This window comes from Paenibacillus sp. JNUCC-31 (genome assembly GCF_014844075.1).
Lineage (GTDB): Bacteria > Bacillota > Bacilli > Paenibacillales > Paenibacillaceae > Paenibacillus.
The window spans coordinates 2,709,987-2,729,606 of the sequence record NZ_CP062165.1 but is presented as its reverse complement, the minus strand read 5'-3'; the positions used below and the strand labels follow the sequence as shown (position 1 = coordinate 2,729,606).

Sequence of the window (19,620 nt, the reverse complement as noted above, 5' to 3'; positions counted from 1 at the left end):
TTTCTTTATGGTTGTGACGAGCCAGCCTGGATATACCGGCTATACATGGCATCCATAATGTGCTGAAGCTCGGAGTGCAATGGCTGGATGACAGGAATGTGATCCAGATTGCGCATCATGCCCAGAATAATGGCACGTCGCGGTGTGAATTCCATCATTTCCTGTCTCAGGATGGCGATGGTCTCCAGCGCGTCATTGCGCAATTGCCCTGGAGGCATATCAGACGTGATGATATCCTTCATCTGTTTGATAATGTGAATGGGATGACGCATCACAGTGGAATCCGTATCTGAATCGCTGCTCCACGCGGGCCAATGTTCCAAAGGGATCAAAGGCTCAGGGCGCTGACCCAGCAATCCGAGAGCTGCATAATCGATCGTTTGCAACATGTTGTTTGCCAACTTGGAGACGGTGAGGGAAGGCATTTCCGTAAACCAGATCTTGACGTAGGAAAGGAACAGACCATGGGTGAGCAAAATAAGGTCAATGGTATAGGGTTCAATCTCCGGTCCGTACAGATCCTCCAGTTTGTCCTTGAACCAGTGCAAGGTGCGGACCTCGAGATCCTTGTGTTGCGGGTTGCACCTTTCCTTGCGATACTGCTCATCATCCATCATCATGCTGCGCATTTGCACGCGTAAAAATTCCTTCAGCTCGGATACATGGACAAGCAGTGTCTCGATCTGCTTGTGCAGACGTTCTCTCGAAGTGAGGCCAGCTTCATGTTCAATCTGGGACATTTCATCCATAAGCGTAAATATGCAGTACTCCATGGTACTGGCCTCTAATTCTTCTTTGGATTTGAACATGAGATAGAGGCTGCCCTTCGACATCCCGCATATTTCTGCAATTTCCTGCATGGATGTTGCAGCACTGCCTTTGGCTGAGAACAGTTTGAGTGCTGTGGTAATAATGAGCTTTTTCTTCTCATTCATTTCATGGATAGGGTTCATTAACGATTCGTTCACCTCATCTGCGGAACTTATGAGTTCTGGAATTGACTTTAGGGTCAAAACAAGTATAAGCGATATGAACAATGAAATTCAAATGGGAGGAAAATGGAAAAAGAGGTGGGGCATGTTGAGGGTTCTGGGGCATTTCCTACAGCATGCAGACGCCATAAAGGCAATGTAATGAGTGATGAATGTGTTTTGCAATATGTATCAAATACGGAGTATTCAGGTTAAGGCAGAGACAAGTTGAGGTTGATAAGTTCACCATGATCGATTTCAGGCCCCGCCCCTAAACACGTAAATGGCCAGAAGAATAATGGCTACAAGAGCAATCAAATAGAAGGCTCCCACTGCGATCAGAAAGATGTATCCGGTAAAAGAACCCATGCGCACGAACCATTTTTTCATTATCACGACATCCTTTCTTACGTAACAGAGTGTTTGGAGGTTCCCTTTTTACATCATATCCCCAAAAAGACTACATTTCTTCAAAATGATCTCTGTATTCTACAGGGGTCGTCTTTTATAAATCCCATTGGTATCAGATGTAGTAGACGTTGGCAAACGTTCGCTCCTAATTTAAGTATAACTAGTGAACTAGTGTAAACCGATATACTAATATAGTATTGAGAGGTAAACGGTTGAAACTCAATACTGTAATCTTAAATCGCTTTACGAGCAGTAATTGGAGGGGATAGTCTAATTTATTCGATTGATTAATTAAATGGTTAAATTTGAACTGGAGGATGTATATGTTTTTTAGAAAAACGACTCGAAAAGTAGGCATATTCATTTTAGCTACGAGTATGCTATCCCTGTTTGGTGGGGTTGCATATGGTCAGAAAACCCATTTAGATATTGAAGGACATTGGGCTGAACATACCCTTAGTAAATGGCTTTCAGAAGGATTGATTAGAGGTTATTCTGACCAAACACTCAAGCCGAACAATTTGATTACGCGTGGGGAATTTATGGCATTGGTTAATCGGCAGTTTGATTTTAATGAGGTAGAAGAAATACATTTCACTGACTTGTTGTCTTCAAATTGGAGCTATCTAGAAGTACAAAAGGCTATAAAAGCAGGCTACATACAAGGTTATAAAGATCAAACTATACGTACTTCTAAACCGATAAGTCGTCAAGAAGCTGCAGTTATTCTAGCAGGCTTACTAAAATTACCGAGTAATGAAAAAGCAACTTTAGCATTTAAGGATTCCTCAGAATTTGTATATTGGAGTAAGGGTGCTATAGGTGCTTTATTCTCAAAAAATATCATTACTGGTTATACAAATGGTACATTCAAACCGGTATCCCCAATTACGCGAGCTGAAGCTGTTGTGATGTTGGATAAAGTGATAACCTTGATTCAAGAAAGAGAAAGAGAAAGAGAAAGAGAAAGAGAAAGAGAAAGAGAAAAAGAAAATGAAAGTAAAGATAACGGAAATATTCCTTCACCATCTGTACCTACTGCGAACTCGGGTTCACCCAGTACATCTAATGACTCTGATTCACCTTCGACTACTACAGGAGTGAGGACATCCACAATAATTACCACCCAAGGCGTCAAAGCCGTCCAAGGTATATCTCAAGTGGCCACTCTCACAATAACAAGCGGTGCGAATGCGCCAGGTTCATTGCGTGCAACGTTTATGGATGGAGTCAATCCAGTGACCGTTTATGTAGAACTTGATGGAACTGAAATGGATTCTGAGGTAGCTTCTAAAGTAGCCAGAGCGTTTGATAACACGTTAATAGGATGGAATGTGGATGTTGAGAGTGCAAGCATTTATTTCACAGCAGTAGATCCAGCCGTTAACAACGATCAGGTTAAAGTCACTGTGGAAAGCATAATGACGGGTGTGGTCTCGAGTGGCAGTGTCATTACTGTTCCAGGTAGTATTCATAACAATGCAGGTACGGCTCAAATAGCAACGTTAGAGATAGAGAACGGTGCGACTGCTCCAGGTTCATATTATGTCTATTTTACAGATGGAGTAGTATCTGTCCGAAAAGACTTCTACATGATGGGAACAGAAACAGCTGCTGAAATAGCTTCCAAAATAGCAGAAGCATTTGGAACGCTCGTAGCGGGATGGAGTACAGAAGCTGAGGGTGTCAAGGTACATTTCACATCTCAAGTGCCAGGTACTCATAATGAAAGTGTTCGGATATATGCATTGGAAGCATCAGGGGTTGGGGCGCCATCGAGTACGCTTACGGTTCCAGGGAACCCTAACACCAACACTTCTCAGGTGGTCACGCTAAGTCTTCCCTATTCTGAGAGTAGCGGTGGGCCGATTGGGGTTAAGTTCACGGATGGAATATCTTCATGGACAGCCTATGTGTCTATGATGGGGAGCCCTGAAACAGGGAGTGAACTCGCTGACAAGATAGCGGCTGCATTCGGGAGCACGATTCCTAATTGGATCGTTTCTTCAAGTGGCAGAGAAGTGATTTACACTTCAGAGCTTCCGGCAGAGAATAACATAAAGGCTATGGCGAGACTTTCTGGATTAAACACAGGAATTGGCATGCCAGATAGTACTATAACAGCAGTAGGAAAAGCACCACTACCAGGTACTGCACAAGTGGCCACTTTAGTGATAGACTCAGGGGCAACATCTGCCGGAACCATTACGGCTAAATTTACAGACGGTAACATTACTATTCTCCAAAATGTTAAATTGCTGGGTACAGAGACTGCTGCTGAAGTGGCAATGAAAATAGCGATGGCATTTAATAACTCTTTAGCTGATTGGGACGTCAGGTCAAATGATAGGAAGGTTATATTTACAGCCCGAGTACCTTCGGAGAATAATCCTAATCTATCCGTGGTAATAGAGGAAGCAACAGTAGGTTTTGGAGTTGTATCCAGCTCGATCACCACACCGGGAACTGAGATGTATGCGGGCGTGAAGCAAGCTATAACTTTAAAAATTGATGCTCCTCCTAGCAAGCCAGGGACCATTAGAGTCTTATTCCAAGACGGTACAACTGAAGTTACCAAACGTGTTAGATTATCAGGAACAGAGACATTAGATGAATTGGCTGACAAAATAGGTTCTGCATTCGGGAATTTAATGGTCGGATGGAGTGTCACCAAAGTTAATCATAATGTCATTTTTACAGCAAACACGCCAGAAGATAATAAGCCAATGTAAGTGTAGTTGTCTATCAGGAGTAAACGAATAAATAGAAAACCAAGTCAAACATAAACCGTGCTCTAGGTAAAGGACATTTTAAAAAAGACTATACTGCTTTAAGAAGATGATCTTTGTATTCTACAGGGGTCATCTTTTTTTAGTTCCATTGTCAGTAGTAGTTTGTAGAATATCATATAGACTTAATTTCTCGTTAGACTTCGTCTAGCATCGTATAGTTCTTTCCTTAAAATGACCAAAGAACGATCCTGCGGAGCGTTATATCGGTATGTATGAAGGCATCTTCGGTCATCTTCGATTTTTCTGTAAGTGAAGCAAGGCATTTGTCGCCAGATCCATGGTCATTCGGCTCCGACACATGATAAGACAAAATCTCATTGGTCGAGCTATCCTTGATGGTGGAAAGATAAGCGCGCTTCCCAGAGGATTCGATGCGAGTCATTTCAATCATCTGTACGTCAAATCCACAGGTTTTAAAAATGTCTCAGGGCAACTTTCCTTGCTGATTTGATGCAATAAACAGTTGATTAAACTCGTCTATATACCTAATTCCTTTCGCAGATAAGGACTTCACATATCGATTTGCAGAAAGCAACTTCACTTCGCCTACTATAAAATTTTTCTGCTCATATTTCACCATTTCTACCTATTATTCAAGCATAAAACAAAAACACCCTATAGATAGACTTATTGTCTACTCTATAGGGTACAGTTTAGATTTTACGTAATCAATTTCAATCCGATTGCCGCCACCAAAATCATAGCTATAAATAGCAGGCGCTTGGCTTCCTTCCGCTCACCGAACAGGAACATACCTGTTAGCGTACTGCCCACCGTACCGATTCCAGTCCACACTGCGTATGCAGTGCCCATGGGAATAGAAGTCATGGCATAGGACAAGAGCGAGAAGCTGAATACGAACGATACAAGCATAAGCACGATATAAGGCCAGCCCTTGCGAGACGAAGCGCCATTGATGCCGATCACGCCAAAAATTTCACATATACCTGCACCAACAATTGCCATCCAAGCCATTATGCTTCACCTCCTTTTGCTGATTGCTGGTCCGTGACCAGTTTCAGTCCAACCACTCCGCATAGCAGCAGACCGATTAGCAAAACCTTGGCAAGGGAGAATGCTTCACCAAACAGCAGCATTTCGGTCAGTACCGTACCTGCGGTACCAATCCCGGTAAATACGGCATACACCGTTCCTACAGGCAACTTTTTGGAAGCAGCGATAATTAATCCAAAGCTGAAAATGATGGCAACGGCCGTCAAGGCCCATTCCCAAACATTCGAGGCGTGTTTCAGCCCGCTTACCCACACAATCTCAATGATTCCTCCGATGAATACATATAACCAGTTGCGGTTCATGATGATGAATCTCCTTTCGGCACCTTTGTCTGTGCCTCTACTTTCAGATATTGAATGCCGTGCCAATACACAGGCCAGGACGCTTCAATACGTCTCTTGTATCGACGAGAGCTTCCATAAATAATCTCGACCGTAATGCCATCGAGAAAAGTCATAAAAGCAATTGCAGCTTGTTCTACCGGAACAGCCGGCATGCCCCCATTACGAATCTCACGCTCCAACAGCCTAGTCAGTGAGCGTTCCATCCCGTCCAGAAATGGATACACCAAATCCATTACTTCGCTATATAGTGCAAGCGGCGGAAAGTAACACATACGCAGCATAAAGCGGGCAGAGGCGTTGGAGTTGTACTCTAGCTCAAACCACATCAGCAACCCCTTTAACCGCTGTTCCAGAGGGAGACCGGAATGGTCACGGAAGTATTCCAGCGTTCGACGCTGAACATCCTTGAACGCATGCGCAAGCGTGTGCAAAAACAAGTCATCCTTGCCGCTAAAATGTGCATATATGGACGGTTTCTTAATCCCGACTTCGTCTGCGATTGCTCTTAAGGAAGCTCCTTCATAACCATCTCTTGCAAAATGGATCAGGGCAGCATCCCGAATCGAATGTGCAGTCATTAACATCACCTTCCTAACGGTCGTTAGGTAATCTATATTTTCACATTTCACATTCGCTGTCAAGCCACAAAAAACGCCTGCACGATGTGTACAGGCGGGTGTATGCTTAGAAATTGGAGTTCAACTTTAATTAGAAGGTCGTCAAACCCAAGATCAGTTGCAGCTTATATACGATTTCTTTCAAAAATGTCGTTTTTTCCTGGAACTCATCCAAGTCCAGGGTGAACTTGGCATCCTCATTGTTCCATAATCGATCAAAGTAATTCGCGATACTTTGCGTAAAGGCATTGTTTGCCGGGGCAGCGACCCAGAGATCATTCTCCAGATTATAATCATTCATATTTCTGGGGGTGAAGTTGGTTGATCCGCCAAGGACGATATGATCTCCGGTAGCTTTGGCAATGTACATCAGTTTGGTATGGTATTGCTCTTTGGTTGTGTTATACCAACGAATCTGAATCTTGCCATCCGACTTATCATGCAGCTCGGCAGCTACAGGACGATTGGGAATGCCGATCTTCTCCTGACCAAAGGCATTTTCATTCGGGTCGAGGACAAGCTTTATCTCGGTACCGCGTTTCGAGGCTTCGAGCAGAGCGTCCAATACTTTAGGTGAAGCGATGTAGAACATGCCCATCCATAAGGTGTCACCTTTTACGGATAGATTAATCTCATGGAGCACCGCGTCATTTACTTTGCCCTCGGTCAGATAACGAATTCGCAAATCCCCCTTATTCGGGTCTGTGGAAGGGGCGGTATACGAAGGGAGTTTGCCCCCGCCCGAAAAGTTCAGTACAGCCTGCTCCGACTCAAGAATATCCCCAATTACGGGCCCAGTTATTTCAAAACCGATGTTTGAATGGTATGCACTGGCATCATGAATGTTGCCCGAATAGACAATGGCCGTCTTCTCGCTGACTACAACTTTGCGATGATTGGCTTTCACATTAAGCAGCTTGAGGTAGGAGCGCAGAGTGACATCCGGTCCGTCGGTTGCCATCAGGTTCGGAATCCATCCATCCCCGGATTGACCAAACCACCGAAAGAAGGTGCGCCATACAGCAGAATACACGGGAGTGGAATCGCGTAAAGGGTCCACATCTGTGATGACTACATGAATTCCGGCCTGTTTCATCCGCTCCAGCAGCGGATTGGGCGCAGAGTTGTAGTTGGTGTTCACCTCATCCGTAATGAACCAGATGTCCATATCCGGTTTCTGATTTTTTTTGGCGACCAGGGCGTCCGTGAACTCTGTGCTGACAGGTGGAAAATGCTGCCCTTTGTGCTGGTAGTTATTGAATAAAAACATATCCACCACGACAAACTGTTCCGCTTCCTCGACAACCTGAAGCATGCGTTGGAAGATCTGCTGTTCGTGCTCCATCTGTCCGTCAGTGGAGGGGTAGGTCAGATCAGTGAGAAACTGCACCTGATCCACACGGTATACCGGACTTTCATAGGAAATGCCGGGTGGTAATGGCTTATAGGTCTGGTAGAGCATAACGGTAATAAGCCATAATACCAGTAATCCAAGACCTGTTCGTATGTATGGAAATTTGCCGCGTGAAGACTTGCGGTCAGATGTCTTGCGGCCAAAAGAAAACAATGTTAGCTCCCCCTTCTGTGCTTGCTGACTTCTATTACCACCCGGATAACAACATTGACGCAGAGCGCCCCATTCAATGGATTCAATTGACAGAGATTGTCGAGGATCTGCGCTGGTTGAAAGAGCAGGTAGAGCAGCATCAGACCAATATTTCGGAAGCGGTTCGCATGCTCAAGGCGAACAAAACCACCCCACCACCTGAGGCCGCTTTGCCCACGCCGTTAACAGCTCCAGTACCCACGATGGATGAGGCGTATGAACGTATAGCCGATCAGATCTACGACTCGCTATACAACTTTCAGGGTGGACGGGCCAATGGGCTAATAGATTCCGGCTTCACCATGTACGGATATGATTCCATGTTTTATCATGTGCTGGTACCCATTCTGGTTCGGGTTGGAGATGCCTGGGAACAGGGCAGGGCTTCGGTTGCTCAGGAGCATTTCATGACACAGTTGATCTCACAGCGCTTCTATCAGTTTTTCCATCTGTTCCCGATCTATCCGCATCTGCCCAAAGTTCTGGCCATGTGCCCGGAAGGGGAGCATCATCAGGTAGGGTTATTGTTGTTCTCGCTCTTTATGCGCAAAATGGTGCAGAAGTGCTCTATCTCGGAGCTAATACGCCGGAAGAGGGGGTGTTCCCCATCATTCGAGAGCAGAACATCCGGTTGGTCTGTCTTTCGGTTACCCGTTCTGAACTGCTTGAGCTGTGTGATCAGCTTTTGGGACGAATTGCGGGCGAGTTCCCGCATATGCGCTTTGTTCTTGGGAGCAAGGGATATGAGCGTGCAGAGAATGCACGTTACCCGCAGTGGATTATGCCCGGAGATTCAGCGGATTGGCAATCGTGGATGGAACGTGAGTATTTTGCAGAGCGGCCGCCTGGGCTAAGGTACTGATTCTTATGTTTCTTAAAGCAGGACTTCAATAAAAGGTATAGGTTAGTGTATACAGGACATCCTTTGACGCAAGAGCGCGAGGGGTGTTTTTTTCATTTCATTGATCTATTCAACTATTTTGACCAGTTGGTCATTTTTGGAGGAGCATGCCCCGAAATCCAAGCTGAAGTTCTGTTTCGGGGCGCCCTTTCCATCGAAGGTGTGGAACGGTATACTGGATAGAGTTGACCTGTAATACGTCTAAACCATATAAGTAAACTAATGGATATCTCCATGGACACTCTGACGATAGAACAACTTTCTGATCGCTGTTATCGTGTAAATATTAGTTGAACATATATAGATCCAATTCATATATTTTGTACGTTACATAGAGGCAAGGAATCTGAAACTGACAGGTTATTCTGTCCATCAGCACTATTCTCACATAAGGAGGTCTCATCATGAATGAACAAGAACGGGCCAGCGAACGGCTGCTTCCCGAGGTGGCCACGGGAGAACGGAAGCTGGAGCATGTGCGCCTCTGTCTTGAGGAGAATGTTGCAGGAGAAGGGGTAACCAGCGGGATGGAGCGGTATTCTTTTCGTCATAACCCGTTACCTGAATTGAATTTTAACGACGTGAGCCTGGAAACTTTTTTTATGGGTCAAAACGTGCGTACGCCGCTGCTCATCAGTTCGATGACAGGCGGAAGCAAGACAACAGGCGCCATAAACGAACGGCTGGCCCGTGTCGCGAATGCCCGGGGCTGGGCACTCGGTGTAGGCTCGATTCGAGCCGCTGTAGAAAACCCGGAGCTGGCCAATACCTTCGATGTGCGGCGCTGGGCACCCGATATTCCGGTCATCGCGAACCTCGGTGCGGTGCAGCTGAACTACGGCTTCAACACGGCCGATTTCCAGCGGGCCGTTGAGATTGCGGGAGCGGACATGCTTGTGCTTCACCTGAACAGTTTGCAGGAGATTTTTCAGCCGGAGGGAAATACCGACTTTAGCGGGTTACTTCAACGGATCGAGGATTTATGTCACCAGTTGGATGTGCCTGTTGGCGTGAAAGAAGTGGGCTTTGGCATGGACGGAGTGACGGCACAGCGATTGTATGAAGCAGGCGCAGCCTTTGTCGATGTGGCTGGAGCGGGTGGCACCAGTTGGGTACAGGTGGAGAAGTTCCGAAACAACAATCCGGTACGCCGGGCTGCAGCAGAGGCATTTGCCGATTGGGGCATTCCTACAGCGGAAAGTATTCAGGAAGTGAAAGCACTGAATCCGGATGGTGTCCTGATCGGCAGTGGTGGACTATATAACGGAGTGGATGCGGCCAAAGCGCTCGCGCTAGGTGCAGACCTGGCGGGGTTTGGCCGATCGTTGCTGGAGTCTGCGGTCGCTTCCGACGAGGCACTGGATCAGCGGCTGGAGCAAGTCGAGTTCGAACTGCGTACCGTCATGTTCGGCATCGGCGCCGGACGAATCGAAGAGTTGCAAGGGACGCCACGTTTGGTCGAGCGGCGGCGTTAGATAGGGGACCGAAATGGAGGTGCGAATCCCAAGCTCACACGATTTCCCTGAAGGATTCGCACCCGAAAACAACTTTTTTGTGACCTTTTGGCAACACTGATGTTCGATTTAGGCTGTTTTATATCATAAATGTAGATAAGATTTGTTATAATTATGGGAAACACGTAGTAATGTCTAAATTTTGCGACTTTATTACGTGTGTTTCCGCTGTCGCACTTCGTATGGAGTGCGTGGATTGAAATAATTGTGGAATACAAACCTAGAGGTTACTCGCAGTCGCACTCTGTATGGAGTGCGTGGATTGAAATAGCTCGATCTATTTTGGATAATTTGTACTTGCTAGGGTCGCACTCCGTATGGAGTGCGTGGATTGAAATTTAACTGTGTTAGAGTATTGTTGCAAATCTTGTTGGTCACACTCCGTATGGAGCACGTGGATTGAAATCATCCAGGCGGAAGTGGGTCGGCTGCACTCCGTATGGAGTACAACTTATCAAATCCTTAAAGCGCCTTATCTATTTCGTGCTTGTTTTAACATAATCAGAAGTCAGTAGTAAGCCAAACAAACCGTCCAAAGTAAACATGGACGGTTTGTTTGTGTTTCTCTTTGAAAGTGAGAAGGTGAAGGCTCCATTGACAATGCTCAGCCCAGTTTGTTTTATTACACCTTATCATCGTCCGGTATGTACTCTAACACATCTATAAGAGTATAGTCGTTTCCTGTCATTGCCCGTAGAGTGTTCACGATGTTATTTAAGGTATCTAAATCAAGCCTTTTCGTTTTTCCTTCACACAAATCATATATAAGGTTTGGTCTTACTTTTGCTTCCCTAGCCAGTGCATTTTTAGTGACGCTGGCTGCATCTAAAGTGTCGCCCAAGTATGGATGCGTTGACATTTCTCACGGATGTCTTATTGTGGACTCCCGACCGTGTGGATATAGATCTGATGCTTGATCGTATTCTATGACAAAGGCTTTTTAGCCCTCTTCCAGGCTATTCTTTACAACATTTTAAGCAAAGCAGATAAATATCATTATAATAAAAGTAAATTATTTACAAGTAAAATATTGATATTAAATTCAAAAATATAGTATTATTTTATTGACCATTGCTTAATTTTTCTTGGAAGGTGGTGTACCTTTGAATTCAGTAGCCACAATACGTGATCATTTAGCAGACTATCTAAAAACTAACCATATGACACTCAATCAATTCTCTGAGATATCGGGAATTAACTCAGGAACGTTGAGTGGTACGCTGAACGGGCTGCGTCCAATAGGCATGCAGCAGTTGGATCGACTTACTGCCGGGATGGGTCTAACAGAGGGTTACTTCTATGAATTATACATACATGAGTGTTTTGTACATACAAGCCCGGATTGGCGAAGACTTGGACCTTTTTTATACCGTTGTGCCGAACTCGGTAAGGTCGAGTATATGGAAGAAGCCGTTAGTCTAATTATGGATAATCTTTCCTATGCACCGCTTTTGTTCGAGTTGGCGGAACAGTTATATCGTGAAGGGAGGCTTGAAGCGGCCAAGCCCCTGTACCTTTGTGTAGCCGAGGGCGAGAAAATGCAGCATTCTGAACGGTTGGCTCTAAGTCAGTATCGTTTGTTCACAATCGGACTGTCCAAGGATCAGTTGAGCAATCTTGCACTTGCTACGCAGTTTGAGTTTCTTGTAGATCGGCTTGATGAATCCTTCCAGCTTGATGGATTGAACGATTTGATTAATGTGTATGCATCGTTGCGTCGATGGGAAAAGGTGAGGAGCCTTGCTAATCAGTTAAAGTTAAAAGCAATGATTCATTATGAGTTAAAGAAAAAAGCAAAAGTAGTGGAAGATAACCCTAAAAAGCAGATTATATTCTATGTTTTATACGCATATTTGATGCTTGGAGAGGCTTGTTTCTATTATGAAGAATATGAAAAAGCACTTCAATATGTGTCTATGTACACCGATTATAGTTGGGTAAATGATCCGAGCGAAGAGGAAACCGTTGTTATTCGTCAGTTTGAGGAATGGGCAGAAGGCAACCGATATCTATATGAACTAATGTCAGGTAAAACAGAGGTTATCCAAAGTTATATCAACTACATCTCTGAGAGAGAAAATGAGATCTTTCCTGCTTTATGTGCAATTGTGAATGCGGCAAATCGATTTGATATCAACATTGATTCAGTTCTTGAAGCATATGATGGTTATTTCATGTACCAAGAACAGAGTAGCCGTATTGGAAAAATCAGCGAGCAATATACGAATGATCAATATGGTACTTTTATTATTGGTTTAGGGAGATACTATCTTCAACATCAAAATTTCACCAAAGGATATGAACTGATCCTTAGAGGTATGGATTTTGCAATTAAAATTAAGAATAAAGATAGTATTCTAGAATGTATAAAATTATTTGAAGAATTTCGGTATTGTGCAGTCGAAGAAGCTAAACTGCGATACAAAAAATTGATTCAGGAGGTTTGATGACGAATGAAGATGAAATTGGCAACATTTATATTTACATGCAGTATCGCCGTAGGAGTAATTATGCCTACTATTCAACCAATCTCCCTTGAAATAGACCATCCAGCAATCATAAAGGCGAATGGCCACGGCACAGGGAGTTAACCAGTATTTCTGAAAATACGCCTTTTTTATATGAGCTGCTCCCTCAAGTAGAATGATGAATTGTCTACGTTGAAGGGAGCTTTTTCGTGTTGGAGTTCGCTTGATTTCCTACTAATTAGCAGAATGGACTAGAATGTTACAACAGGGAGGGGTGAATATGGATTGTGGTGAGCTTAAGTTGCAGATCGAAGCAGCGAGGAAAAAGCTCTATCAACTTAAGATGGACTATGGAGATCTGCTTCATCCTCATGTTATACAGCAATCTATGGTCCTGGATGATCTAATTAATCAATACAATCAGGTTAAAATAAAAAAGCCGATGGAATAATCCAATCGACTTTGGGCGAGAAACTTTGGCGGGTCGCTCGCCCCTATATTTTAACATAAGTTCTTGGACGAAGTATCGTTATTACATACATTCCTCTTTCACGGTTATCGTTTCGTTGGTTACAGTCACATAGGAGTTGCCAGACAAGTATTCGGTATAACCGCAAACCGTCTTGTTATGGGTTTCACCACGGCTGTCCGTAAACTCCAGATGGATGGATCCTTCACCGGAGAGTCGCAGCTGTGGAGCGAACTTCACTTGTTCCCCGCTGGGGACACCTTTTTTTAAGGCGTATAGGGTACCCGGATTGTTTGTGTCGGACGAGTCAATGCCGCTGCTCACGCGTGCTGTAATATTTGAAAGATCATAGTCGGACTGATTGTGAATCGTGATCCTTAAATGTCTAAAGGGTTCCAGCGCCTGATAAACCATAGAAATAACTAATCCAATGAAGAGAATCACTATAGATAGGATGATTATTTTCCTTTTTGAAAAGGGACGACGTGTATTCATAAGTAATCTGCTCCTTTCGTTCATATAGGTATAAACAGAGTGAGGTAACTAAAAGTTGTATAGGAATACGTGGGAACAGGGGTTTGAATTGTGGACTGCGCATTAAAATGGATGTTATATTTGGGCGGTTCGGCTCCGGATTTAGAATGAAAGCCTAAAAATAGACCGCTTCCTTTTGCCGTAGGGCGTTCTATTTCCGTTTGTTTGTAAGTATCAAGACAACAAGAGTCGCAAATGAAATCATTAGCGTCATTTTGTTGAATAGGATAACATATTTAGATAAGGCTCTAATGTAGTGAATACATCACCAAAACTGTATACATATTTATGAATGTGGAGGAATACTCTGATGAAGCTAACCAGAATGAATCAAGAAGAATATGCAAATTTCCGTGTTCGCTCGATTAAAGATTTTGCAGAAGAGAAAGTGGAGGCGGGTACTTGGGCTGCGGAAGAGGCGCAGGGACTTGCGGAGGCATCCTACGATAAATATTTGCCGGAAGGGCTGAATACACCGGGTGCTTATTTATATAATCTGGTACATGCCGTTGACGGGAATGTGGGTTATATCTGGTTTAACGTTACGGATAATCGCCGTGGGAAAGAGGCATTTTTGCTCGATATTGTCGTTGAAGAAGCGCACCGCGGTAAAGGATATGGTACAGAGACGATGGAGGCACTTGAGAGGGAAGCCTTGAGCCTTGGGGTGGATCGCATTGGTCTGCATGTGTTTGGGCATAATGTGCGGGCGAGCAGCCTGTATCGCAAGATGGGATATGAGATAACGGATTTGACCATGTACAAGGAAATTAAAGGGTAAGCCTAAAAACGGATAATCTAAGCCAAAGGTATGATCTATGCAAAACGCATCATCCGCAGTAACCGGGGATTTCGGGAAGCGGATGGTGCTCTGGTCGAATTGGCGAAGTTTCTTGATGCCTTGGGGTTTGTCATATATAATGTATAGGATTATCCATACCGAACAAGTAATCAATGAGGAGTTGTCATATACATGGCTTTGAAAGCTGGAATCGTGGGCTTGCCTAACGTTGGTAAATCCACACTTTTTAATGCAATTACACAAGCAGGTGCCGAGTCGGCAAACTATCCGTTCTGTACGATTGACCCGAACGTGGGGATCGTTGAAGTACCGGATGAGCGTTTGGACAAATTGACAGAACTCGTTGTACCGAAAAAAACGGTACCCACAGCGTTTGAATTTGTAGATATCGCAGGTCTTGTTCGTGGTGCAAGTAAAGGAGAAGGCCTTGGTAACAAGTTCCTTGCCCACATTCGTGAAGTAGACGCAATTGTACACGTGGTACGCTGCTTCGTAGATGAGAACATCACACACGTCGATGGCAAAATTGATCCGGTAAGCGACATCCAGACGATTAATCTGGAGCTGATCCTGGCCGATATCGAGAGTGTCGAGAAAAAAATCGACCGCTCCAAGAAAAACATGAAGGGCGGCAACAAGTCTGCTGCTCAGGAAGTGGAAGTACTGGAGAAAGTGAAGGCTGTTTTGTACGAAGACAAGCCGGCACGCAGCATGGAGCTTACGGACGAAGAGCGTTTGATCGTGCGCGATCTGCACTTGCTTACGCTGAAGCCTGTACTGTACGCAGCCAATGTAGCAGAGGATGAAATCGGCGATGTAGCCAATAATGCTTACGTGCAAAAAGTAAGAGAATTCGCAGCTGCTGAAAATGCTGAAGTCGTACCGATCAGTGCGAAAGTGGAAGAAGAAATCTCCGAGCTGGAAGGCGAAGATAAACAAATGTTCCTGGAAGAACTCGGCATCGAGGATTCCGGTCTGAACCTGCTCATCAAAGCCGCTTACAAATTGCTGGGTCTGTACACGTACTTCACAGCAGGCGTACAGGAAGTTCGTGCATGGACGATCCGCAAGGGTACGAAAGCACCAGGCGCAGCGGGTGTTATTCACACGGACTTTGAGCGCGGATTCATCCGGGCAGAGGTCGTTTCCTACGATGATCTGGTTGCAGCCGGTTCCATGAACGGTGCGAAGGAACGTGGACAACTTCGTCTCGAAGGTAAAGAGTATGTTGTCAATGACGGCGATGTTATGCACTTCCGCTTCAACGTTTAATTCTTAATTCAACACAGAACCACTTATATGTTATATAGAAAGTCCTGCTATCTTCAAGAGAAGACAGCAGGACTTTCTATATTTTCAGATCCTTTTAGCATGACCATTATTTTTGCTGGATTGTTTGCGAGTGGTGGATATAATAAAAAGTAGGACGCCAAGGCAGGTTACATGATGAAGAATCAGAAGAGACTTCGTTATGGCTCCATCTGATCAGAATGAAATTTTGGTGTAAGGCTTGGTGAACAGTTGCTATTCACGAGCATAAGAATATGCTATAATTAAGAGTCGTATACCCATGTTGAATTTCGCGCTCAACTTAAGGAGCTGAAGCGGGTTTCCGCAAAGGGTACGCGATTTCTTTTTATAACTTAAAAGCAAAGGATTTGATGACGTTGTAGCGATGTTATACGTCGATCATAAAATGAACGTTACGGTAGGGTTTCTTCCCAAATATGCTGTGCGATGTAAATTATAAATGGTACGAATGATGGAACATGGAACGCTCATCTGAAACGATGCGAAGCGTAATAACCGAAAATAAAGCGTGAGGTGACTATATATGTTGGATAAATTACAGGCGTTAGCCGACCGTTATGACAAATTAAGCGAGTTGCTGTGTGATCCGGATGTGGCAAGTGATAACAAGAAGCTGCGGGAATATTCCAAAGAACAATCCGATCTGCAACCTACCTATGAAGCATACAATGAGTACAAACAGGTAAGTCAGGATCTCGAAGCTGCCAAGGAGATGCAGGGAGAGAAACTGGACGACGAGATGCGTGAAATGGTCAAAATGGAAATTGATGAGCTGAGCGCGCGCAAGAAAGAACTGGATGATCTGATTCGTGTGCTGATGCTGCCCAAAGACCCGAATGATGATAAAAACGTCATTGTCGAAATTCGCGGAGCGGCGGGTGGAGATGAAGCAGCGCTGTTTGCAGCGGATCTGTACCGGATGTACACACGTTATGCCGATAATCAAGGCTGGCGCGTGGAATTGATGGATGCCAATACAAATGATGTGGGCGGATTCAAAGAGGTTATTTTCCTCATTAACGGTCGCGGTGCATACAGCAAAATGAAATACGAAAGTGGTGCACACCGTGTACAGCGTATCCCGACAACCGAGTCGGGCGGACGGATTCATACGTCTACTTCAACAGTCGCGGTTATGCCTGAAGCCGAAGATTTCGATATCGAAATTCATGATAAAGACATCCGTGTGGATACGTTCTGTTCCAGTGGTGCTGGTGGACAATCGGTAAATACGACAAAATCCGCTGTACGGGTAACCCACGTTCCAACGGGAATTGTGGCAACGTGTCAGGATGGTAAATCGCAGAACTCGAATAAGGAAAAAGCGTTACAGGTTCTTCGTACCCGTATCTTCGATATGATGCGTCAGGAAGAAGAGGCGAAAATTTCGAGTGAGCGTAAGAGCAAAGTGGGAACAGGCGACCGGAGTGAGCGGATTCGTACCTACAATTTCCCGCAAAGCCGTGTGACGGATCATCGCATTGGTCTGACCATGCACAAGCTGGATCAGGTGATGAACGGGGAGATAGAAGATATCTTGTCTGCACTGACGATTGCCGAGCAGACGGATATGATGGAAAGAGGAGAATAAACCTGTGAACCGCGCGCAGTTTGTCATGACGCCGGAACAGAGCTGTCGGGAAGCCTTCGTGGAGGCTTCCTCTTTTTTGGAGAAGTGCGGCGTGTACGAGCCGCACAACAATGCCCGGCTGCTGCTCGAATATGTACTCGGCCGCGAAGGGGCCGCGTACTACATGATGCAGCCGGAGCCCTTTCCCAGCGAGCTTCGCAGCCGCTGGGAAGACGCCGTCACGCGCAAGGCTGCGGGTGAGCCGGCGCAGTACATCATCGGCAGCCAGGAATTCTATGGGCTGCCGTTCGAGGTCACGCCGGCCGTGCTGATTCCGCGGCCGGAGACCGAGCTGCTGGTCGAGGCTGTGCTGCGCGAAGCCGACCGCGTGTTTCCCGGCGGCGCTCCGCTCGCCGTCGATATTGGCACGGGCAGCGGTGCCATCGCGGTGACGATGGCTTCGCAGCGCCCGCGCTGGCAGGTAGGCGCCGGAGATATCTCGGCGGCTGCCCTGCAAGTGGCCGCGCGGAACGCGGCCGCGAACGGGGTGCAGATCGACTTCCGTGAAGGCGATCTATTGGCCCCGTTCGCCGGGGCGCGGGTGGACATCCTGGTGTCCAACCCGCCCTACATCCCGGCGGCAGATATCGCCGGGTTGCAGCCCGAGGTGCGCGATCATGAGCCGCGCACGGCACTGGACGGCGGCCCGGATGGACTTGGGCCATACCGCATCATGCTGGAGCAGCTTGCGCTGCTGCCTGCACCGCCGCAGGTCATCGGTTTTGAGCTGGGTCAGGGACAGGCAGGGGACATCGCGGCCCTGCTTGAATCGGCGGGATACTGGCCGGAAATTATCGTCGTGCCGGACCTTGCGGGCATTGAACGGCATGTACTGGGTGTTCGCACTTCGGAACAGGTGACGAAAATGTAAGGTTCTACGGGTTTTCTTTTTCCCGTGAAATCCTCTACAATGAGATATACCGGAGATTGCTGAATGCTTGGAGGAACATAATTACATGCTGCATAAATTCAAAAAAATAGACTACTCGATTGTTTTTATATTGCTTATTCTGATGGTCATCAGTATCTTGTCAATCTATAGTACCACCTTTGGCAGACCCAAGCTGGAGGGACTCACGAAAAGTGCAGTGATGTATTATATTTTGGGCTTCGTGGTCTTTTTTGGGATCTCGATGATCAATTACAAATTCATTATCAAAAATTATTTGTATATCTATGGCGTGGGTATGCTGCTGCTCGTTTTCGTTATGTTCTTTGGTAAAGAATATTATGGCGCGAAAGGTTGGTTATCCATATTCGGAGTCAGTCTGCAGCCTGCTGAATTGTTCAAGCTGTGCCTGATTGTGTTTTTATCAGCCTTTTTGGCCCGAAAAAAGAATCGTCCGCTATATTTCGGACGTGATGTCATTCCAATCTCACTCTGTGTACTGCCGCCATTACTACTCGTATTACTTCAAAATGACTTGGGGAATGCGTTAAGTTATGTGGTCATTCTTGTGGGATTATTATGGATTGGTAATATTAAATTCACCCATGCTCTTATTGGTTTTATCATCGCTGTGGCTGCTTTTATCGGTGGTATACAGGCTTATATTCATTATCATGATGAGATTGTGAAATTCCTGAAGGATGTTGGGCGTTCGCACTGGGCGGATCGTTTCGATCCATGGCTCGTGCCGGAACTGACCTCAAGAGATGTCCTCTGGCAGACCTATAATGCGAAGCTTGCGATAGGTTCTGGCGGCATTACGGGCAAAGGGTATTTGGAAGGAACAACGATTCAGTCGAATCGGGTGCCATTGGCATATGCCGATTCGATCTTTGTACAGATTGGGGAGGAATTTGGGTTTATAGGCGCCTCCGTGTTGCTGCTATTGTACTTCATTCTTATTCACAGGCTGGTGCTGATTGCGTTGGAATGTAAGGACAGGGCAGGGCCCTATCTGATTGTCGGTATTATAGCGATGCTGCTCTACCAGATCTTTGTCAACATCGGTCCGTTCATTGGTCTGATGCCATTGACAGGGATTACGTTGCCGTTTATCAGTTCGGGGGGGACCTCAATTATGATCAACATGGTCAGCATGGGGATTGTGATGAGTATCAAGGTTCACACGGAAGAGAACGAGGACATCCTTGGTTCCTCAGAACAACCAGGCATTACAGAGCTGGTCATGAAGCTGTTTAGACGCAAACCATCCCAGCAGGAGCAATAGCGTTTATTCAAGGAATAGAACTAGACGATTGGCCGAAGTATAGTGAAAAAAGGAACCCT

Annotated in this window: 18 protein-coding genes; 10 read left to right on the top strand and 8 right to left on the bottom strand. The window is 45.6% G+C overall.

Annotated elements, in window-relative coordinates; genetic code table 11:
- Positions 1–5: 5 nt before the first annotated feature.
- Both JNUCC31_RS11885 and JNUCC31_RS33810 read right to left on the bottom strand, forming a co-directional pair.
- A complete protein-coding gene (locus JNUCC31_RS11885) occupies positions 6–935 on the bottom strand; it encodes a TetR/AcrR family transcriptional regulator (protein ID WP_228469627.1) in 930 nt (309 codons plus the stop codon).
- Between the two features lie 294 nt (positions 936–1,229).
- On the bottom strand, positions 1,230–1,361 hold the full coding sequence (locus JNUCC31_RS33810) for a hypothetical protein (RefSeq protein ID WP_267132508.1): 132 nt from the start codon (positions 1,359–1,361) through the stop codon (positions 1,230–1,232).
- Positions 1,362–1,705: 344 nt separating this feature from the next.
- On the opposite strand from JNUCC31_RS33810, the gene JNUCC31_RS11880 reads away from it, so the two are divergent.
- Positions 1,706–4,114: an S-layer homology domain-containing protein gene (locus JNUCC31_RS11880; protein WP_192271324.1), complete on the top strand. Its 2,409-nt coding sequence runs from the start codon at positions 1,706–1,708 to the stop codon at positions 4,112–4,114.
- Positions 4,115–4,834: 720 nt separating this feature from the next.
- On the opposite strand, the gene JNUCC31_RS11875 is transcribed toward JNUCC31_RS11880, so the two are convergent.
- The 4 genes from JNUCC31_RS11875 to JNUCC31_RS11860 all read right to left on the bottom strand — a co-directional run bounded on the left by JNUCC31_RS11875 (position 4,835) and on the right by JNUCC31_RS11860 (position 7,716).
- The gene (locus JNUCC31_RS11875; RefSeq protein WP_090903482.1) at positions 4,835–5,149 is read right to left on the bottom strand and encodes a DMT family transporter; all 315 of its coding nucleotides are present in this window, start codon (positions 5,147–5,149) and stop codon (positions 4,835–4,837) included.
- Positions 5,149–5,490 (bottom strand): DMT family transporter, encoded by a 342-nt coding sequence (locus JNUCC31_RS11870; RefSeq protein ID WP_192271322.1) that lies wholly within the window; start codon positions 5,488–5,490, stop codon positions 5,149–5,151. Before JNUCC31_RS11870 ends, JNUCC31_RS11875 begins: the two co-directional genes overlap by 1 nt.
- On the bottom strand, positions 5,487–6,110 hold the full coding sequence (locus tag JNUCC31_RS11865; protein ID WP_192271320.1) for a TetR/AcrR family transcriptional regulator: 624 nt from the start codon (positions 6,108–6,110) through the stop codon (positions 5,487–5,489). Before JNUCC31_RS11865 ends, JNUCC31_RS11870 begins: the two co-directional genes overlap by 4 nt.
- 130 nt (positions 6,111–6,240) lie before the next feature.
- Entirely contained in the window at positions 6,241–7,716 is a 1,476-nt protein-coding gene (locus JNUCC31_RS11860) for a phospholipase D family protein (protein ID WP_228469626.1), read from the bottom strand.
- On the opposite strand from JNUCC31_RS11860, the gene JNUCC31_RS11855 reads away from it, so the two are divergent.
- On the top strand, positions 7,716–8,609 hold the full coding sequence (locus JNUCC31_RS11855; protein WP_192271318.1) for a B12-binding domain-containing protein: 894 nt from the start codon (positions 7,716–7,718) through the stop codon (positions 8,607–8,609). The genes JNUCC31_RS11860 and JNUCC31_RS11855 overlap by 1 nt on opposite strands.
- A gap of 451 nt (positions 8,610–9,060) precedes the next feature.
- On the top strand, positions 9,061–10,131 hold the full coding sequence (fni, locus tag JNUCC31_RS11850; RefSeq protein WP_192271316.1) for a type 2 isopentenyl-diphosphate Delta-isomerase: 1,071 nt from the start codon (positions 9,061–9,063) through the stop codon (positions 10,129–10,131).
- 661 nt (positions 10,132–10,792) lie between these two features.
- Here the strand turns inward: fni and JNUCC31_RS11845 are convergent.
- Entirely contained in the window at positions 10,793–11,029 is a 237-nt protein-coding gene (locus JNUCC31_RS11845) for a helix-turn-helix domain-containing protein (RefSeq protein ID WP_192271314.1), read from the bottom strand.
- 244 nt (positions 11,030–11,273) lie between these two features.
- Between JNUCC31_RS11845 and JNUCC31_RS11840 the strand changes: the two genes are divergently transcribed.
- Both JNUCC31_RS11840 and JNUCC31_RS11835 read left to right on the top strand, forming a co-directional pair.
- Positions 11,274–12,617, top strand: a complete 1,344-nt coding sequence (locus JNUCC31_RS11840; protein ID WP_192271312.1) for a transcriptional regulator — start codon at positions 11,274–11,276, stop codon at positions 12,615–12,617.
- Between the two features lie 301 nt (positions 12,618–12,918).
- A complete protein-coding gene (locus JNUCC31_RS11835; protein WP_111619338.1) occupies positions 12,919–13,089 on the top strand; it encodes an aspartyl-phosphate phosphatase Spo0E family protein in 171 nt (56 codons plus the stop codon).
- A gap of 81 nt (positions 13,090–13,170) precedes the next feature.
- On the opposite strand, the gene JNUCC31_RS11830 is transcribed toward JNUCC31_RS11835, so the two are convergent.
- A complete protein-coding gene (locus tag JNUCC31_RS11830) occupies positions 13,171–13,602 on the bottom strand; it encodes a hypothetical protein (RefSeq protein ID WP_192271310.1) in 432 nt (143 codons plus the stop codon).
- 349 nt (positions 13,603–13,951) lie between these two features.
- Here JNUCC31_RS11830 and JNUCC31_RS11825 point away from each other — a divergent pair, with 349 nt between their 5' ends.
- The 5 genes from JNUCC31_RS11825 (at position 13,952) to JNUCC31_RS11805 (ending at position 19,561) form a co-directional block, all read left to right on the top strand.
- On the top strand, positions 13,952–14,422 hold the full coding sequence (locus tag JNUCC31_RS11825; RefSeq protein ID WP_192271308.1) for a GNAT family N-acetyltransferase: 471 nt from the start codon (positions 13,952–13,954) through the stop codon (positions 14,420–14,422).
- 192 nt (positions 14,423–14,614) lie between these two features.
- Positions 14,615–15,715 carry a redox-regulated ATPase YchF gene (gene ychF, locus JNUCC31_RS11820; protein WP_062321666.1) on the top strand — a complete coding sequence of 367 codons (1,101 nt, stop codon included), beginning with the start codon at positions 14,615–14,617 and terminating at the stop codon, positions 15,713–15,715.
- 562 nt (positions 15,716–16,277) lie between these two features.
- Positions 16,278–17,345: a peptide chain release factor 1 gene (gene prfA, locus JNUCC31_RS11815; RefSeq protein ID WP_062321670.1), complete on the top strand. Its 1,068-nt coding sequence runs from the start codon at positions 16,278–16,280 to the stop codon at positions 17,343–17,345.
- 25 nt (positions 17,346–17,370) lie between these two features.
- The gene (prmC, locus tag JNUCC31_RS11810; RefSeq protein ID WP_192272941.1) at positions 17,371–18,255 is read left to right on the top strand and encodes a peptide chain release factor N(5)-glutamine methyltransferase; all 885 of its coding nucleotides are present in this window, start codon (positions 17,371–17,373) and stop codon (positions 18,253–18,255) included.
- A gap of 85 nt (positions 18,256–18,340) precedes the next feature.
- Complete coding sequence (locus tag JNUCC31_RS11805) at positions 18,341–19,561, top strand: FtsW/RodA/SpoVE family cell cycle protein (protein WP_192271306.1); 1,221 nt, start codon at positions 18,341–18,343, stop codon at positions 19,559–19,561.
- Positions 19,562–19,620: the final 59 nt, after the last annotated feature.

Excerpts from the sequence above, each read along its gene's own strand:
- JNUCC31_RS11865 (WP_192271320.1), bottom strand. The coding sequence starts at position 6,110 with ATGACTGCACATTCGATTCGGGATGCTGCCCTGATCCATTTTGCAAGA.
- JNUCC31_RS11830 (WP_192271310.1), bottom strand. The coding sequence starts at position 13,602 with ATGAATACACGTCGTCCCTTTTCAAAAAGGAAAATAATCATCCTATCT.
- JNUCC31_RS11855 (WP_192271318.1), top strand. The coding sequence starts at position 7,716 with ATGTTAGCTCCCCCTTCTGTGCTTGCTGACTTCTATTACCACCCGGAT.
- JNUCC31_RS11825 (WP_192271308.1), top strand. The coding sequence starts at position 13,952 with ATGAAGCTAACCAGAATGAATCAAGAAGAATATGCAAATTTCCGTGTT.
- JNUCC31_RS11875 (WP_090903482.1), bottom strand. The coding sequence starts at position 5,149 with ATGGCTTGGATGGCAATTGTTGGTGCAGGTATATGTGAAATTTTTGGC.
- JNUCC31_RS11845 (WP_192271314.1), bottom strand. The coding sequence starts at position 11,029 with ATGTCAACGCATCCATACTTGGGCGACACTTTAGATGCAGCCAGCGTC.
- prmC (WP_192272941.1), top strand. The coding sequence starts at position 17,371 with ATGACGCCGGAACAGAGCTGTCGGGAAGCCTTCGTGGAGGCTTCCTCT.
- ychF (WP_062321666.1), top strand. The coding sequence starts at position 14,615 with ATGGCTTTGAAAGCTGGAATCGTGGGCTTGCCTAACGTTGGTAAATCC.
- fni (WP_192271316.1), top strand. The coding sequence starts at position 9,061 with ATGAATGAACAAGAACGGGCCAGCGAACGGCTGCTTCCCGAGGTGGCC.
- JNUCC31_RS11870 (WP_192271322.1), bottom strand. The coding sequence starts at position 5,490 with ATGAACCGCAACTGGTTATATGTATTCATCGGAGGAATCATTGAGATT.
- JNUCC31_RS11880 (WP_192271324.1), top strand. The coding sequence starts at position 1,706 with ATGTTTTTTAGAAAAACGACTCGAAAAGTAGGCATATTCATTTTAGCT.
- JNUCC31_RS33810 (WP_267132508.1), bottom strand. The coding sequence starts at position 1,361 with ATGAAAAAATGGTTCGTGCGCATGGGTTCTTTTACCGGATACATCTTT.
- JNUCC31_RS11835 (WP_111619338.1), top strand. The coding sequence starts at position 12,919 with ATGGATTGTGGTGAGCTTAAGTTGCAGATCGAAGCAGCGAGGAAAAAG.
- JNUCC31_RS11805 (WP_192271306.1), top strand. The coding sequence starts at position 18,341 with ATGCTGCATAAATTCAAAAAAATAGACTACTCGATTGTTTTTATATTG.
- JNUCC31_RS11885 (WP_228469627.1), bottom strand. The coding sequence starts at position 935 with ATGAATGAGAAGAAAAAGCTCATTATTACCACAGCACTCAAACTGTTC.
- prfA (WP_062321670.1), top strand. The coding sequence starts at position 16,278 with ATGTTGGATAAATTACAGGCGTTAGCCGACCGTTATGACAAATTAAGC.